The sequence below is a fragment of the Kitasatospora sp. NPDC049258 genome (assembly GCF_040678895.1).
Classification (GTDB): domain Bacteria; phylum Actinomycetota; class Actinomycetes; order Streptomycetales; family Streptomycetaceae; genus Kitasatospora.
Window position 1 is genome coordinate 61,495 of record NZ_JBFAQT010000012.1, and the last position, 16,921, is coordinate 78,415.

9 protein-coding genes are annotated in these 16,921 nt (G+C 69.0%); 4 read left to right on the forward strand and 5 right to left on the reverse strand.

The window, feature by feature from the left end:
* The first annotated feature begins 4 nt into the window (after positions 1-4).
* Genes csb2 through AB0K43_RS12965 form a run of 3 tightly spaced genes read left to right on the forward strand, consistent with a single transcriptional unit; the run spans position 5 to position 5,657 of the window.
* A complete protein-coding gene (csb2, locus tag AB0K43_RS12955; RefSeq protein WP_363638878.1) occupies positions 5-1,477 on the forward strand; it encodes a type I-U CRISPR-associated protein Csb2 in 1,473 nt (490 codons plus the stop codon).
* Positions 1,474-4,545, forward strand: coding sequence for a type I-U CRISPR-associated helicase/endonuclease Cas3 (cas3u, locus tag AB0K43_RS12960; RefSeq protein ID WP_363638880.1), 3,072 nt, complete (start codon positions 1,474-1,476; stop codon positions 4,543-4,545). Before csb2 ends, cas3u begins: the two co-directional genes overlap by 4 nt.
* 2 nt (positions 4,546-4,547) lie before the next feature.
* Positions 4,548-5,657, forward strand: coding sequence for a hypothetical protein (locus tag AB0K43_RS12965; RefSeq protein WP_363638882.1), 1,110 nt, complete (start codon positions 4,548-4,550; stop codon positions 5,655-5,657).
* A 6,361-nt stretch (positions 5,658-12,018) separates the two neighbouring features.
* Here the strand turns inward: AB0K43_RS12965 and AB0K43_RS12970 are convergent.
* Entirely contained in the window at positions 12,019-12,390 is a 372-nt protein-coding gene (locus tag AB0K43_RS12970) for a hypothetical protein (protein WP_363638884.1), read from the reverse strand.
* Between the two features lie 30 nt (positions 12,391-12,420).
* Here AB0K43_RS12970 and AB0K43_RS12975 point away from each other — a divergent pair, with 30 nt between their 5' ends.
* The gene (locus AB0K43_RS12975; protein WP_363638885.1) at positions 12,421-12,702 is read left to right on the forward strand and encodes a hypothetical protein; all 282 of its coding nucleotides are present in this window, start codon (positions 12,421-12,423) and stop codon (positions 12,700-12,702) included.
* A gap of 7 nt (positions 12,703-12,709) precedes the next feature.
* Here the strand turns inward: AB0K43_RS12975 and AB0K43_RS12980 are convergent, their stop codons facing one another.
* The 4 genes from AB0K43_RS12980 to AB0K43_RS12995 all read right to left on the reverse strand — a co-directional run bounded on the left by AB0K43_RS12980 (position 12,710) and on the right by AB0K43_RS12995 (position 16,819).
* Entirely contained in the window at positions 12,710-14,164 is a 1,455-nt protein-coding gene (locus tag AB0K43_RS12980; protein WP_363638887.1) for a glycosyltransferase family 2 protein, read from the reverse strand.
* 268 nt (positions 14,165-14,432) lie between these two features.
* Complete coding sequence (locus AB0K43_RS12985; RefSeq protein WP_363638889.1) at positions 14,433-14,582, reverse strand: hypothetical protein; 150 nt, start codon at positions 14,580-14,582, stop codon at positions 14,433-14,435.
* A gap of 263 nt (positions 14,583-14,845) precedes the next feature.
* On the reverse strand, positions 14,846-15,088 hold the full coding sequence (locus AB0K43_RS12990) for a hypothetical protein (RefSeq protein WP_363638891.1): 243 nt from the start codon (positions 15,086-15,088) through the stop codon (positions 14,846-14,848).
* Between the two features lie 72 nt (positions 15,089-15,160).
* A complete protein-coding gene (locus AB0K43_RS12995; protein WP_363639076.1) occupies positions 15,161-16,819 on the reverse strand; it encodes a glycoside hydrolase family 13 protein in 1,659 nt (552 codons plus the stop codon).
* Positions 16,820-16,921: the final 102 nt, after the last annotated feature.

Here is a 16,921-nt window from a genome sequence, read left to right on the forward strand (position 1 = left end):
CGTCATGCCTTTCCACATCTCGGTGGAGCTGCTGGAACCGCTCTACCAGGCAACCGCGATGGACGGCGAGAAGGCCGAGTGGCCACCCCACCCGGCCCGCCTGTTCTGTGCGCTGGTCGCGCACGCCGACCTCGAAGACGCCGCGCACCGGATGGCGCTGACCTGGCTGGAGGCCCAGGACCCGCCAGTGGTCACCGTGCCGCCCAGGCCGCTGGAGGCGAACCACCCGCGCGCGGCGTGGGTGGTCACCAACATCGTGGACCCGAAGAAGGTGACCCACGGCCTGCTGCCGGGACGCACCGCTGGCGGCGTGCCACGAGCCTGGGCGCAGAAGACGCTGTCCGGTACACGGATGGTGTTCAGCTGGGCCGCAGAGCCGGGGGAGGAACTCGCCCCAGTGCTGAAGGAACTGGCCTTTCGGGTGCCGTACTTCGGGCGCTCGACCGGGGCCGGGCTACTGGATGCCTGGTGCGGCCCCGACGAGCCCGGTGACGAGGACGGGTGGCGGCAGCGCTGGAGGCCTGCGCCCACCGGGGAGTACCCGAGAGGCTCGCGGCCGATCCGGATCCCCTACCGAGGCTATCTCGCCTGGCTGGAGGAGGCATTCGAGGAGCAGCGGCCGGCCTGGAGCCAGTCGCTCACCCACCACTACCTCGACCCCGACCACAACAACCGGCCCGAAGCGCCAGTAGCGGACGGTCCGTTCGGTGACCTGCTGACGTTCTCCTTCGCCCCGGGCGTGGCGCTGGACCCGCGGTGGACGCTGGAGCTGACAGGCCAGCTGCGGAGCATGGTGATGGGCACGTTGGAGGCGATGGGTCACGACGTCGAGGCGATGACCACGGTCCACGGCCACAAGAACAGCCCGGACGGCCCGCGCCCAGTCGCCTACCTCGCGCTGCCGTTCACCGGCCACCACCACGCCGACGGGATGCTGCGCGGCCTGGGCATCGCCCTGCCCCGCGAGATGCCCAGGCAGGACCGCAAGGCACTGCTCGCCGCCCTCCTTCGCCACGACGGGGGCCTGCGATGGATCCGGTTCACGGACGGGGAACCGCTGGACCTGGTACGGGTCAGTCCCGCCGACCAGAACTCGTGGCCACAGACCGTCCAGCCGGAGACGTGGCAGAGGCCCTCGACGGTGTGGACCACGGTGCTGCCGATGGTCCTCGACCGCTTCCCCAAGAAGTACGAGGAAGCCGCGTGGGCGGACTCGGTGACGGCCAGCTGCGTCGCAGCAGGGCTACCCGAACCCGCGCAGGTGCAGGTGAGCCCGCGCGGCCCGCTCGTACCCGGGGCCCGGGGCGTGGACGGGTTCCCGGTGCGCCGCAAGGACGGAGAGCGACCGCTGCCGAGCTGCCACGTGCGCCTGACCTTCCCGGTTCCGGTGACGGGGCCGGTGGTGCTGGGCAGCAAGAAGAACTTCGGCCTGGGCCTGTGCCGCCCGGAGCCCAGCTTTCAGGAGGACGACCAGTGACGGGCACCGAGAGGCTGCCGACGATCGAGGTGGCCGCGTTCCCCAGCTTCTTCCGGGAGGTCCACCACCACACCCACTGCCCGGACGGGACACGGACCGCGGTGTGCGACGGGTGCGAGGGCTGGGCGCCGTTCCCTTGGCAGAGCGCCTACTTGGACGCCGTGGCCGACGGGGCGAACTGGCCCGACCTCGACGTGCCCACCGCCCTGGGCAAGACCACGTTCATCGACATCTGGCTCTTCCTCCTGGCCTGGGAACACGCCCGCGGGCCGGGTCGCGGGCACCGGACGGTCCCGCTGCGGCTGTTCTTCTGCGTCGACCGGCGCTTGGTGGTGGACCAGGCTCACCAGCACTCCGTCGAGCTGGCCGCGGCCCTCACCGGGGCGCCGCCCGGCTCCGTGCGGGCGAAGGTCGCCGCCGCGCTGCGCGACCTCGGCGGAGGCGAGTCGCCGCTTGAGGTGGTGCGGATGCGCGGCGGCACCAGGTGGGAGTCGAACTGGGTGCGCAGCCCGGCCCAGCCGCTGGTGGTGACCTCGACCGTGGACCAGTACGGCAGCCGACTGCTGTTCCGCGGCTACCACACTTCCCCCCAACGCGCCCCGATCGACGCTGCCCTGACCGGGCACGATGCCCTGCTCGCGCTGGACGAGGCCCACCTGTCGAAGGCCCTGCTCGCGACGGCCGCCGACACCGCGCTCTACCAGCAGACGGCGGCGCGCGCGGAGCTGGCGGCGCGGGCGCTTCGCGTGGTGAGCCTGTCGGCCACCAGCGCCACCAGCGGCCGTCCCCGCCAGGGCATCAGTGAAGACGACCGCGCCCATCCGATCGCCGGGCGCCGGATCACGGCCGAGCGCCACGTGACTCTTCTGGACGCCAGCGGCTGGTCGAGGAAGCCCGCAGAGGCGTTCGCGCTCGCGGCCGAGACCGGCCTGGACGCCGTCCTGCCCACCCTGCAGCTGCCCGCGGTCGCGGTGATCGCCAACACCATCACCCACGCCCGCGCCGCCCACGAAGCACTCTCCCGGCGCACCGACGTGGACGTGCTCCTGCTGACCGGCCGATGCCGGCCCGCAGAGCGCGACCTGCTCGTCACCGGCCCGCTGGCCGAACTCCTCACCGGCACCGACCCCGACCGCGAACGCCCCCTCGTCGTGATCAGCACCCAGACCCTCGAAGTGGGAATCGACTGCACCTTCGGAGCGATGGTCAGCGAATGCGGCGACTGGGCCTCCGCCCTGCAACGCCTCGGGCGCCTCGACCGCCGCGGCGAACTCGGCCCCGTACCCGTGATCCTCGTACGCACCCACAACCCCGAGGATCCGGACCGCATCCCCGTCTACGGCCCGGCCGCCGCCCACACCTGGCAGTGGCTCACCCAACACGCCCCCGCCCACGACACCCAGGACCCCGCCGAACTGACCCCCCACCTCCTGGACGGCCTGGTCCTCAACCCCGCCACCCTGCCCGGCCTCCTCGACGGCACCGACACCGCACCGCTCACCCGCGCCGGCGAACACATCCCACCTGTCCACCAGGTGCGCGTGGACGCCTTCGCCCGCACCAGCCCCATCCCCGTCCCCGACGAATCCCCCGCCCCCTTCCTCCACGGCCTCGACACCGACCAGCCCGAAGTCCAACTCCTGTGGCGCGCAGACCTCACCACCGACCCCGAGACTCTCGCCGAGTGCCTCCGCACCACCCCCGTCCACACCGCCGAAACCCTCTCCCTGCCCCTCGCTGCGGTGCGCCGCTTCCTCACCCAACCCCACGCGACCCCCGACACCAGCGACCTCGAAGGTGCCAACGCCGACACCACCCCCGAGCCCCGCAACCCACCCGCCCGCCTACGCACCACCGTCCTCCAACGCGAGAGCGACGGCACCTGGACCACCCCACGCGCCGCCGACGACCTGAAGCCCGGAGCCACTCTCGTCCTGCCCACCACCGCCGGCGGCCACGACGCCTACGGCTGGACCGCAGGCCCCGACACCCCAGTCCCCGACCTCGGCGACCACCCCACCGACAACACCCGCACCCCGCTACGCCTCGACCCCGTCGTCCTGGCCAGCACCACCGGCACCGCCCCCGAGCAGTTCACCCCGATCATCAAGCAGGCCCACACCGACCTCACCGCAGACCCCGACGACCCGGACGCCGTGAGCACGACCGACGCGGTCCGCGCCGCGATCACCAACCTGCTCACCGCCCTGCCCACCGACACCCCGCCCGACGGCCCCGCCCGACACGCCCCGGCGCTGCGCCAGCGCCTGGAGAACCTGCTGGCGGTCGCCGAGTGGCGCGCCGGACGGTCGGCTGCGGCCGGAGTGGTGCTGATCGACCACGGTGGTCCGGGCCGGATCGTCCTCGTCCCGCCCCGGCTGACCGACGCCGACCGCTACCGGGTCGCCGTGGACGACGAGGACCCGGATAGCAGCAGCCTCACCCGCACCGTCACCCTCAAACACCACCACCAGGCCGTCGGCGAACGCGCCCGCGACTTCGCTCAAGCCCTCGGACTGCCCGACGACCTGGTCGACGCCGTCGTACTGGCAGCCAGGGCCCACGACTGCGGAAAACACCACCCTAGGTTCCTGTGCATGCTCTGCTCGGGCGACCGCCTGCTCGCCGAATCCCTGCCCGAACCCCTCGCCAAGTCCGGCATGGACCCCGCCGACCGCGCCGCCCGCCAACACGCCGCCCGCCTGGCCAACTGGTCCAAGGACCTACGCCACGAAGCCCTCAGCGCCGCCGCCGTCCAAGCCTGGCTCGCCACCAACCCCGACGCCGCCCGAGGGCTCGACCACGACCTCGTCACCCACCTCGTCGCCGCCCACCACGGCTACGCCCGCCCGATGCTGCCCGCGTTCGCCGACCCCGAGCCGGTCCTTGTCGAGTGCACCATGCCCGACGACACCACCGTCACCGTCTCCAGCACCGTGATCGGCAGCGACTGGAACGGCCCACGCCGCTTCCGTGACCTCAACCGGCGCTACGGCCTCTGGGGCCTGGCGCTCCTCGAATCCGTCCTCCGCCTCGCCGACATCGCCTGCTCCGAAGAAGGCAACTGACCATGCACCAACTCGAACTCCCCGCACTCCGCTCCGACGACCCGCTCGGCTTCCTCTCCGCCCTCGGCATCCTCGAACTCACCACAGCAACCCTGCCCACCGAGCCCCTACTCCACTGGAAAGGCCCGGGCGGCGCAGCAGTCCTCACCACCGACCAACCCCTCACGCTCGACACCCTCACCAAGCTCCTCACCACCCACCTCCCGCCCAAGCCCGTCAAGACGGCACGCGGAACCGGGGAGCCCGCAGACACCGCCGAGGCGGAGGATGGGAAGAGCGACAACGCCGACGCAGCCGGCGTGGAAGGTGAACGCTGGGACTCCTTCCCGCACGTTCCCGGACTCCTGACCCGACCACGCGAGGACGCCACCGTCCCCAACGAAGCCCTGCGTATGCGCGTCGATACCGCGCACCAGACGCTGCGCGAACTCGCCCAGTCCGAACGCGAGACGAGCGACCGCCACGCCCGCTGGTTCGCCTCCCTGGCCAACGTCATGTGCTTCGAAGACACTAAGCCCAAGACCGGCAAGAACGACCCGGAGTCCACGGAAGAGCCCGAATCCACTACGGTGCGGCGCACCCGCGTCACCCCGCTGATCGCCGCCGCCGGCCAGATGACCATCACCGGCCTGATGCAGAAAGCCGTCCTCGGCTGCCAAAATGACCTGCGGCAGATCCGCTCAGCCCTGGACGGCTGGCGCCGCATCCCCGACTACGCGTCCGCCAACTTCGACCACCGCTCCCTCGGCGACGCCCACACCAACTCCGAAGGTAAGGCCTACCAACGCGGAGCCCCCGGCCCCACCTGGCTCGCCCTCCACGCCCTGGCCACCTTCCGGCTCACCGCCACCGGACGCACCCAAGCCGCCACCAGCTGGGACACCACCAACAGCCGCGGTGCCCTACGCTGGCCCGCCTGGACACCACCACTCACCACCACCGACGTGACCGTCCTCCTGGAACACCCCGCCGTTCGCGCCACCGAACCCGGCACCAACCGCAACGTCAGAATGCTGACCAACCTCGGCGTCACCGCCCTCTACACCGCCCCCCGAACCGGCCTCAAACAATCCAACGGCCCCCTCGCCGCCAGCCGCCACCTCTGGCCCTGAACTTCACCTCCGGCCACCCCTCTGACACCCGATCCTTGACAAGTCAACAGGCCAACACGCAGAACGAGGCCCCGGCCCGCCATGACTTCGAAACCCTAAGCACACACGAAAGCACCCCACCGCACCGAAGTAGTAAGTCTGAATTGCTCCGAAGGGCGCCCCCGCAGATGCAGCGACACCCCCCGCTGTACGACCGAACCGGCAGCTCAACTGCCGTCGCTACCCACCATCTGGGTGCGGCACCATCGCAGCCCCGCGATGTCGACTGCGACGACCCGCACGTACCGGGGTCGCTCCGCACTATCTGGGTGCGGCACCACCGCAGCTAGCCCAGCGGCAGCCTGGCCGCGAAAGCCGAGAACGTCGCTCGGCACCATCTCAGCATCGAGTTCCTCGGCTCGTCCAAGGGCGTCAAGACGGGTCGCTCCGCACCGTTTCAATGCGGCTTCATCGCAGCCGGATGTGGACGATCGGGATCTGCCCGAGCGGGTTGTCGCTCCGCACCGTCCCGTTGCGGCACCATCACGGCTCCAGCGTCGCCTCGGCGAGGGGCGCCTCCCTAGCGGGCCTTTTGTGCAAGTCCGGTGCGCACTATGACAGCAGGTATACGTGGCCCTGCCGTTCCTCTGCCAGAAGGATCCTCCCCAGCACACCGTTGGGGCACCGTCGCAGCTGCACTATCAACCCGGACTCGCCAGCTCACTGGCCATCGCTCCGCACCTTTCCCCGGTGCGGCACCATCGCAGCCCTTCGGCGGCCAGCCGGGCTATGGGCACCCAGTGATCTCTCCGCACTATCCCGCTACGTTGCCGTTGCGGCCCAAATTCTGGGTGCCCCGCTGTCCACCAAGGGTCGGCGCTACTCAGCAGCCGCCCGCCAGCGGGGCGAGGCCGGTCGCTCCGCACGGTCCCGATGCGACACCATCGCAGCCGCAGCTCTGCGGTCTGGAACTACCCGGCCTTGGCGGTCCCTCCGCACCATCGACGCGCAACCACTGCCGCATCGCCACAACGGGCAGTCTGTCCCGCGCAGACTCCGGCCACTCCATAGGCACCATCGCAGCCGCCATGCTTCAAGTGCCCGCATCCGGGCCTCGTGGTGTCCCTCCGCACCCTTTCGGTGCGGCACCATCGCAGCGACACCAAGGAGGTCGGCCCTGCCTCCTACGATCACCATCGCAGGTTCAACGCCATCGCGGAGTTTTCCGATGGCTGGGTGGCCGCTCCGCACGTCACCAGTGCGACACCATCGCAGACCGGCGTCGGTCGACAGGCTCGCCGAGACGATTCCGGTGTTGCTGCGCACCATTCGGGTACGACACCATGACAGCGTCGCGGCTGTCCTTCAGAAGCTGGCACAGGCCGAGAGTTCCTCCGTATCTCATCGACGCGCACCATCGCAGCTGCCGCTCGGTGTCCATCTGCGCCAGACTCGGGAAGTCACCCTGCACCCGCCGGTGCGGCACCATCGCAGCTCGTCGGCGTGCTCATGGATGGTGTACCGCCGGATAGTCGCTCCGCCATTCCGGTGCGGCACCATCGCCGTAGGTATGCCTCATACCAGAACGGGAAGTGAGCACCGGTGTCTCCGCATCGCCTCCGTGCGGCACCATCACAGCCCCAGCGTCGCCTCGGCGAGGGTCGTCTCGACGGCGGGCCCTCTGCGCGCTCCCGTGCGGCACCATCACAGCTCCTTCCCGCCGAAGGCGAAGACCCGGGCGGGTTGCCAGTCGCTCCGGACCGTCCGGGTGCGGCACCATCGCAGCTCGCAGTAGAGCACCAGGACCCGCTGCGGGCCGAGAGGTCACTCCGCTCCATCTCGGTGCGGCACCATCGCAGCACGACCTGGGCAACGTCGGCGCCGTCCCGGATCACCTGTCGCTCCACACGCCCCACCAGAGCAACATTGCAGCCCTGCTAGCCTGCTCGAACTCCAGCGGCGCTGGTACACGTCACCCCGCATTATCTAGGTGAGCACCATCGCACCATGTCGCCTTGGCCGAGGAGGATATCGGCGGGGATGTCCCTCCATACCCACCGGTGCAGCACTATCGCAGCGCTTCGATCAACGAGGGGCTGCAGCCTCTGCAGGGGGCGCTCCGCACCGTCCTGGTGCGGCACCATCACAGCCTGATCGACACGGCCCTGATGCATCACACCATGTGGGGCGCTCCGCACCGTCTGGGTGCGGCACCATCGCAGCGGCGAGTTCGCCGCAACGGACCTCGTGCCGTACGTGGTCGCTCCGCACCATCGCAGCTCGTCGCCCAAATCGGTCAGATGCAGTGACTCCACGCGTCGCTCCGCACCCTTCCCGGTGCGGCACCATCGCAGGAGCCAGTGCGCTGGCGAGTCGGGGTTGGTGGTGGCCGTCGCTCCGTACCATCCCGGTGCGGCACCATCGCAGCCGGATGCACAGGCCGAGCAGTTCGAGCTCACAGTCCTTCATGCGACGCACCTCACCGGTGCGGCACTATCGCAGCGCCGTTCCCGGAGGACCCAGCCGCAGGCTATGCCGCCTATCGCTCGGCACTATCCGGTGCGGCAGCATCGCAGCTTCACCGGTCTCCCCCATGAGGCGACGCATAACCCGGGTGCCTCCGCACGTCACCAGTGCGGCTCCATGGCAGCGACCGAGTCGTCCACGACCAGAACGACGGATGGAGCGTCGTCTCCGCGCCTCACCGGTGCGGCACCATCGCAGCACCCAGTGCTGGAACCCGCGGACCGCCAGGACCGCACCGTTTCTGCGCACCTCGCCAGTGCGGCGTTTTCGCAGCGCCGTCTGCTCGGTGCCCAGCTGAATGCCGGCTGCAGTCGCTTCGCACCGTCCCGGTGCGGCACCATCGCAGCACAGCCAACGGTGCCTCGAACGTCATCAACGTCTCGGGGCGCTCCGCACCATCACGGTGCGGCACCGTCGCAGCGATGACCTCTCCTCGGTGCTGGCCGCGATCACTCTGGTCACTCCGCAGCATCGTGTGAGCCTCGTCCGCGACGACCTGGCCCCAGATCACTCCGCACCCGTCCCGACGCAGCACCATCGCAGCGTGTAGCGGCGGCTCGCGCCCTTGAGATAGTCGATCGGCGCTCCGCACCGTCCCGGTGCGGCACCATCGCAGCTCCTGGAACGCGAAGTGGATGCCGCCGTCCCTCGTCGCGCCTCCGCGTTACTTCAGTGTGGCACCGTCGCAGCATCACCACTGCCGATGAAGGCGGCGAAGGCTCGATACTCCTCCGCACCTTGCTGGTGTGCACCGTCAAAGACCGCGTCGGTGGTCGCCCCGCACCTCGTCGGTGCAGCCCTATCGCAGCTCGATGTTTCCCACAAGGGCTCTACCTTCCAGGTCGGCACCTCCCGTACCCCATTGATGCGGCACTATCGCAGCCCCTGGTGGTCGCGGAACTTCGTCCTCGCTGACCTGTCCCTGAGCACCGTCCCGGCGCGGCACAATCGCAGCGGGTGCAGCTCGTGCTCGATCCGGTCAAGCCACTTGTCCCTCCGTACCTTTGCCGGCGCGGAACCATCACAACAAGCTGGCCAAGGAGTTCAGTGTCCTTGAGGATAACGACCCTCCGCACCTTGCCGGTGCGGCACTATCGCAGCGACGTTGACGAGTCTGCCAGGGCGCTGGTCAAGGCGTCCCTCCGTGCTTTGCCGATTCGGTACCGTCTCAGCAGTGCGTACGACGCGCAGGGCCAATTTCATCGGCCTGGCTCCCCCGCACCTCGCTTGTGCGATACCCCCGCAGCGGATCGCCCGTGTGGAGTCGGTACAGCGGGCCGAGTATTCCGCGCTGTTTCGGTGCGACACCACCGCAGTCAGCTGACCACCCGCGAGCAGCAGGACCCGTTTGCTGGCCCCTCCGTTTCCTCCCGGCAGGGGCACCATCGCAGGTTGAGTTCCCAGATGTTCTGGCCCCCGAAGCCGTCCTTCCCTCCGAACCTCGCTGGTGCGGCATGATCGTAGCTGGGTCACCCGCCAGCAGTGGTCGCCGGAGTTCGACCGTCACTCCGCATCATCTCGGTGCGGCTCCGTCGCAGCTTGAGGTCCTTAGCGTCCGCACGGAGCGAGGGGATATCGCTCCGCATCATCCCGGTGCGGCACCATCGCAGCGCGATCAGGATGGCCGCCCTGCGGGCGACGGGGTGTCGCTCCGCACCACCTGATGCGACAGCAGCGCAGTGCGTCGGCCATGACGTGCCAGCACATTGCCTGGCTGAATGGTGTCGCATCGTCCTGGTGCGGCATCATCGCAGTGACCCCGGCGTGGCTCCCTCCGAGGGCGGTTTTCCGGTCCTCTGCACCTCGCTGGTGCGGCACCATCGCAGCGGGATCGTCAGCATGACTTTGGTCATGCCGCCGTCCTCCCTCCGCATCATCTGGATGCCCCCCACACACACAGCGGCGTACCGCAGGAGCAGCCGGCGCGGGAACGCACCCGTCGCCCCGTACCGCCCTGGTGCGGCACCGTCCCAGCCACAGGTCCGTGCCCATAGTGCTCGGGAACTACATCGCACCTCCGCACCTCCCTGGTGCGGCACCATCGCAGCGCCGCGTCCAGGTAGTCCGCTGACGCTCTCAGCTGTCGATCCGCACCGTCCGGTGCGGCGCCATCGCAGCAACCACGCCGGAACGCCGATGGCAGGCACCCGCAAGTCCCTCTGCACCCCTTCCCTGTGCGGCACGATCGCAGCGCTGGCGTACGAGTCATCACCGAGGACACCGGCTCCCTGCCGCTCAGCACCATCCTGTTGCGGCACCCTCACAGCTTGAAGTGGAAGCGGAACGGGCCCGGCCAGGGCGGATCGCCGTTGGCAGAGCGGCCTCATCGAGCAGTGTGATCATGGCCCCCAGCCGTCCCCCGCACCCTCCCGGTACGGCACCATCGCAGCAACTACAAGGCCGGAGCTGGCCTTCAGCGTCCTGAACTGAGACGGTGACCGCATTTGCGCCGTTCCTCCACGCTCTTTCGGCGTGGCGCGATCGGGGCCAGACGTCTTCCCGGAAGAATTGCCTGAATATCGGGTTCCTCTCTATGCGGCACCATCGCAACATGTGGCAGACCGTCGACCGCAGAGCCCAGACTCTGCTGGTACGGCACAATCGCAGCTGGCCCGGGCAGTGCGCGCCTTGGAGGTTGCAGCCGCCGTTGGCCCGGGTTCACACCATCGCAGCGGTATTCCTGCGGTGGGCAGTGTGGTGACCCTGGCGCGTTCCTCCGCACCATCCCGGTGCGGCACCATCGCAGTCTCCGCGCAAAGTAGGGGAATTACCTCGCCATGCAGCCTTTCCATATCTCATTGGCGCATACCGTGGCAGCTGCGACGGTGAGATTCGCGCAGCCGCACTCAGCTGGTGCTGAACCCTCCGCATCCTGTCAGCTCGGCAACATCGAAGTAGATCTTCCAGCTCTTGGGCGGCCTCTCTGCGCGCGATCCCTCGGCACGCTGCTCATGCGACACCATCGCAGCTCCATCACGAATGGCTGCGGGCAGTAGTCGAATACCGTATCTCCGTACCTCGCCGGCGCGGCACCGTCGCAGCTCGAGTGTCGCCTCGGCGAAGGTCGTCTCACTGGCGAGTTCTCCGCACCCTCCCGGTACAGCACCATTGCAGCAAGCCAGCCAAAAAGTCTGCTGTGCTAGGAGATAGTCTCTCCCCCCCATGCCCTTCTGGTGCGGCACCATCGCAGCCCGTTTGCTTCCCTGCCCTGCAGTACCGCAAAGCATGTCCCTCCGTACCCTGCAGTGCGGCACCATCGCAGCGGATTGGTGAAACCCTCGACCCGACTGTATAGCTCGATTCGCTCGCACATCTCGGTGCGACACCGCTACAAGGCGTCGAGGGCGGCTTTCTTGCCATTCAGGATCGGTAATCTCTCGAACATAACGGCGCGACACCATTGCAGAGAGGAGCTGGCCCAGCAACTCGGCGACGTTTTCCCAGTTGCTCCGCACCGTCCCGGTGCGGCACCATCACAGCGCCGAGTACTTCGACGACACCACTGCCGCATTCATCAAGTCGCTCTGCACTGTCTCGGCGCGGCACCATCGCAGGCGCGGTCACACCGAGCTGGGCCGCCGGACACCTGCCGATCGCTCCGCAGCATCCCGGTGCGGCACCATCGCAGCATCATCGTGGTGGACGGGGCTCGTCACGCCGTCGGCGTCGCTCCGGACCATCCTGGTGCGGCACCATCGCAGCAGGATGGCCTGCTTGGTGGGGACTTGCCGGGGACCGCACGTCGCTCACCTTCATCGCCGAGGTGTCTTTCGGTGAACGGACAGCGCGGGCTGTCTACCGTCTGACGTGCAGCGATGCCCATCACCGGGCGACTGGGGGTCAAGGGGTCGCAGGTTCAAATCCTGTCGTCCCGACCAGCGTTTTCGCAGGTCGTAGGCCGCTTCCACCGATAGGTGGAGGCGGCCTTTTTGATGTTCGTCGGCTGGTGGTCGCAGTGTGGTCCCGAGGGGTTGGCCGGGGCGCTGGTTGGCGACGCTGTGTCGTTTTCCCGTGCCTGCTGAGTGGTCAGGCGTGGTGCGCGGGGGATTCGGGTGGCGTGGTCGCCGTGCAGGGCGTTGTGGTCGGCCTGGTCGAGGGTGTGGTTGATGGCGTCGACGGCTTCGCGGACGGCCTGACTGGTCAGGTAGTGGTAGACGTCCACGGTGGTGGAGAAGGTGGACTGGCGCAGCGTCTTGGAGACGATGGGCAGCGGCACGTGTTCGTCCATGGCCAGGGCGCAGGCGAGGTGGCGCGGGTCGTGGACGCCGATAACAGGGACGCCGGCTTCGCGGCAGAGGCGGTGGAATCGGCGCAGGACGTAGGAGGGGTGGAGCCGGCGGCCGTGGCGGTGGCGGACCAGGCCGTGTCCGGGGGCGGGGTTGGGGCCGCGGAAGGTGTCGGGGCGAGGCGGTGGGCGATCGCCGCGGTGGCGCGGTCCGACAGGGCGACCCGTTTGCGGCTGGAACGGGTCTTGGGTTCGGTGAAGACGAGTTCGGTGTTGTCGATGGCTGAGAGCGTCCAGCGGATGTACCTGTCCTGACAGCCTCTCATTGGCGCCAGAGTGGAATTTCGCCGTGCATCTGCTCGCCGCTGGGCAGGGAGAGGAGGAGGCCGAGGGGGTGGAGGCGGCTGAGGCGGACGGCGGCCGCGGCAACGCCGCACAGGACGAAGAGCGCGATCAGCGTCCAGGCGATCCCCAGTGCGATGCAGGCGAATGCCAGGCCCACGACGGAGGCGAGCAGGAGCGTGAAGCCCACCGCGGTGGTGATCGCTTCGCGCAGGCGGCGGCCGCGGCTGTGCGTGCGTTCCCAGGTGGCGCCGGTACCGGTCAGTATGTCGATGAGCGCCTTGGTGTAGATCACGTTGAGGAACTGGTCGAAGAGGACTTCCGGCACGATTGCGGCGGCCAGGACCAGGGCCTTCCATCCGCCGCGTTTGGCGGCCCAGACGCGTTCGATGGCGGCGACGGAGGTGATCGTGAGCCAGAACCACGGCCATCCGGGGAAGCCCTTGCTGACGGTGTAGTACAGCAGGACGGTGAGGAAGAAGGGGACGAAGGCCACGCTGAGGTAGGTGAGCAGTTGCCGGCAGACGTAGGGCAGCGTGACCCGGGTGATGCCGTAGGCCTTGAGGTTGTCCAGGGCGCCGCGTTGCCAGCGCAGCCGCTGGTAGTACAGCCGGGACCAGGTGGGCATGAGTTCGGTGCCTACGATGCAGGCGCACGGTGATACGCACCGGTATCCCAGGTGTTTGAGAGCAAGGGTCAGTTCGTTGTCCTCGGTCAGCGACTCCACGTCGTAGACGTCCCGGCCCCGGGGCAGTGAGCCGTGGGTGCGGGCCTCGTGGACCTGACGCAGGGCGTGTACCGGGTACAGCGAGGCAGTACCGGTCAGGACGTCGGCGCGGCCGTGGCGGCGGTGGAGTTCACGCGCGTAGCGCACGTACTCGTTGTTCTGCAGGTGACAGACCAGACCGCGCAGGGGGTAGCCGAAGAAGACGGCGCCCACGCCGCCGATGGGCACCTGGTTCGCCTCCTGATGGTGCAGGCGTCGGCCTGCCTCGGCGATGAACTGGGGGGACAGGGAGGTATCGGAGTCCATGACCATGACGGCGTCGTCCTCGGACAGCTGCGGCAGCAGCCGAGCCAGGACCTGGTTGAGGGCGCCCGCCTTGTCCTGCGTGTTGCCGACCGTTTCGACGGCCTCGGCGCCGTGGGCGGTGCTGATCTCAGCGGTGAGGTCGGTGCAGCGGTCGGCGACCACGATGACCTCGTCCGGGGGCCTGGTCTGGGCCGCGAGTGACTCCAGGGTCTCGCCGATGAGCGCCTCCTCGTTGTGCGCGGGCACCAGCACAACGATCCGGCCAGGTCCGGCGTGCCGGAGGTCGGGAACATGGCCGGGCTTGGTGCGGCCCTCCCGGGTCAGATTTCTGGGCCTGCGCACGAACGCGGGCCCCCGCGCCTCTTTGCGCGTCTGTCCCCGTGTCGGTCCGAACAGGCCCACCAGCGACTCCTCAACACTCCGTGGCGCCAGGAGATGGTCCGGCCGAGGCCTGGAAGGCGCACCTACGGGATTCTCACGCCGTGCCGCGCGACTCGGAAGGACTCCTGAGCCAAACAGAGCAGTATGTTCACTGCCGGGGCTGCTGGGGCTGCCGTGAATCCGTTGGCCCGCCAAGTGGCTTCTGCGGCCTCGTGCCCGAGCTGTCCACCACCAGGCATCGCCAACGGGGTCCCAGCACGGGCGAAGCACGCTCTCGGCGCTGCCCGCCTCACGCGGAGGTATGGAGCCGAGATGCGATGCCGGTCTGAAAGGCGCTCAAGGCCGCCGGGGACGACCAGACGCGCCAGTCGGTCTCCTTGTCGGCGTTGAACCACACCAAGGCGCTGATCCGGCTGTCGCCGGCGATGGCGGCGAGCATGGCTGTGATCCAACCTCGGTGAAGGTCTGCCAGGTCCTTCCGCTCCGGGAGGTGCCCCAGTTGTAGCCGTCGACGCCCACCAGGTCGACGTACTCGTCGCCCGGCTGGAGCGCGGACAGGGGCGTCGACTCGGCGTACTGGCTGATCGGCGTCCACAGCCACTTCACGTTGGTGACTTCCGGATCCCACGGGTTCCAGCTCCCGTTCATCTCCGCGCCCCACCGCAGGTAGACGGTGGTGCCGAAGACCTTCGCGGCGGTCGCTCACTGCGTGATGCAGGCGTCGAAGTTCGTGGCGAGAATGTTCGACAGTGCGTAGGCCGGCTGGTTCGCGTCGCCGGTCCAGTCCCAGGACTCCCAGGTGATGAGCGGCGTCTGGTTGAGCGAGCGGACGTAGGCGGCGTTGGAGGTGGGGAACGGCTGCCGTCCCTCCCACTGGATGTACCACGCACCAGGCTGGGCCGCCGCCAGACGGCAGCGTCGTAGCGGTCCAACTGGCCGTGCCATCCGGCAGGATCCCCCGAGTGGTCGGGGATACAGGCCCCGGTGGTGACTTCGCGGACCGTGAAAGAAGTCCCCTCACGCGAGGCTGATCCGAGATCGGTGCCGGTCGAAACCAGTGCCAGCAGCAGCAGCCACGTCCACCAGGCCTTCATTCACGGCCCCTCTGGAATCGGGCGGTGCGGGAAGGGGATTGACCCGTGGTCGACCGTCGGGCGCAGCAAGACGGTCCCAGGCCAACGTCCCGTCGCCCAGGGCCGGGTGGAACCGGCGAATCTGCAGGGCCCGCCGGTACAGCTCAAGCATCGACTGCTCGTCGCCGCGCTGTGACTGGGCGGTGTGATGCTTCCAGTGCGGCGGCTGTGGCAGCCAGGGAACTGCGCCGGCGCGGTCGGGGCTGAAGCCGAACGGCGGGGCGTCGCCGGACCAGGGCATCGGCAGGCGGGAGCCGTCGCGGCCGCGGTCAGTGCGCCCCGACCGCTCCCAGGTGGGGTCCTGCAGGGTCTCGTCGGGCAGGTCCTCGACCTCCCACAGGCCCAGCTCCTCGCCCTGATACAGGTAGACGGAGCCCGGAAGTGCCAGCATGAGCAGGGCGGCCGCCCGCGCGCGCCGCGTGCCCAGGGCCAGGTCGACCGGGCCGGGCGGAGAGTGGTTGGCGAGAGTGTGTACCGGGCCGTCGGGCTGCGGCCTCCCGAAGCGGGTGAGGTGCCGCACGACATCGTGGTTGGAGAGCGCCCAGGTCGCCGGGGCACCCACGGCGCCCATCGCGGTCAGGGAACTGTCGATCGCGATGCGCAGGTGTGCCGCCCGCCACGGGGCTGTCAGATAGTCGAAGTTGAAGGCGGTGTGCAGTTCATCGGCCCGGACGTAGCGGGCCAGACGCTCGGAAGCGCGTGCACACGCCTCGGCGACGAACACGCGAGGCTCGGGGTAGGAGTCGGCCACCGCGCGCCAGCCGCGGAAGATCTCGTGGACCCCTTCGCGATCCCAGTGGGGATGATCGGGATGGGCCGCCGACGCGACGAGTTCCATGTCCAAGGGACCCAGGTCGGGTAGACCCGGGGCCTTGACCATGGCGTGCGCGACATCGATGCGGATCCCGTCGACGCCCAGATCGAACCAGAACCGCAGGATCGACTCGAATTCCCTGCGAACCAGGCAACTGTTCCAATTGAGGTCGGGTTGCTCGGGCGCAAAGAGATGGAGATACCACGGGCCGGCCCTGCCGTCGGGCTCGACGATGCGGGTCCACGCGGAACCACCGAAGACGCTGCGCCAGTTGTTGGGCGGGGCGTCACCCCCCGGGCCGCTGCCCGGCCTGAAGATGTAGCGGTCGCGCTCGACGCAGTCCGGGCCACCCGCCAGCGCCTCGCGAAACCACGGGTGATGAGAGGAGGTGTGGTTCGGCACGATGTCGATCAGGATCCGCAGGCCCAGAGCGTGGACCTCCTCGATCAACGCCCGGGCGTCGGACAGGGTGCCGAAGACGGGATCGATGGCCCGGTAGTCGGCGACGTCGTAGCCTCCGTCGACCATCGGCGAGGGGAACCACGGGTTGACCCACAGAGCGTCCACCCCCAGATCGACCAGGTGGTGCAAGCGTTGGTGAAGCCCGGCGAGGTCCCCGACACCGTCACCGTTCCCATCGGCGAAACTGCGCAGGTAGACCTGGTAGCAGACCGCGTTGCGCCACCAGTCGAGGGCCTCGGCAGACGATCGGTTCCCGGAAGCGCCCAGGACCCACCCGGGCGAGCGCTCACGTCGTCGATCTGCTCTCACCGGCCCAGGATGCCCCGCACATGACGGCCCGTAGCGCTGGCACGCCGGAGAGGCGCGCGA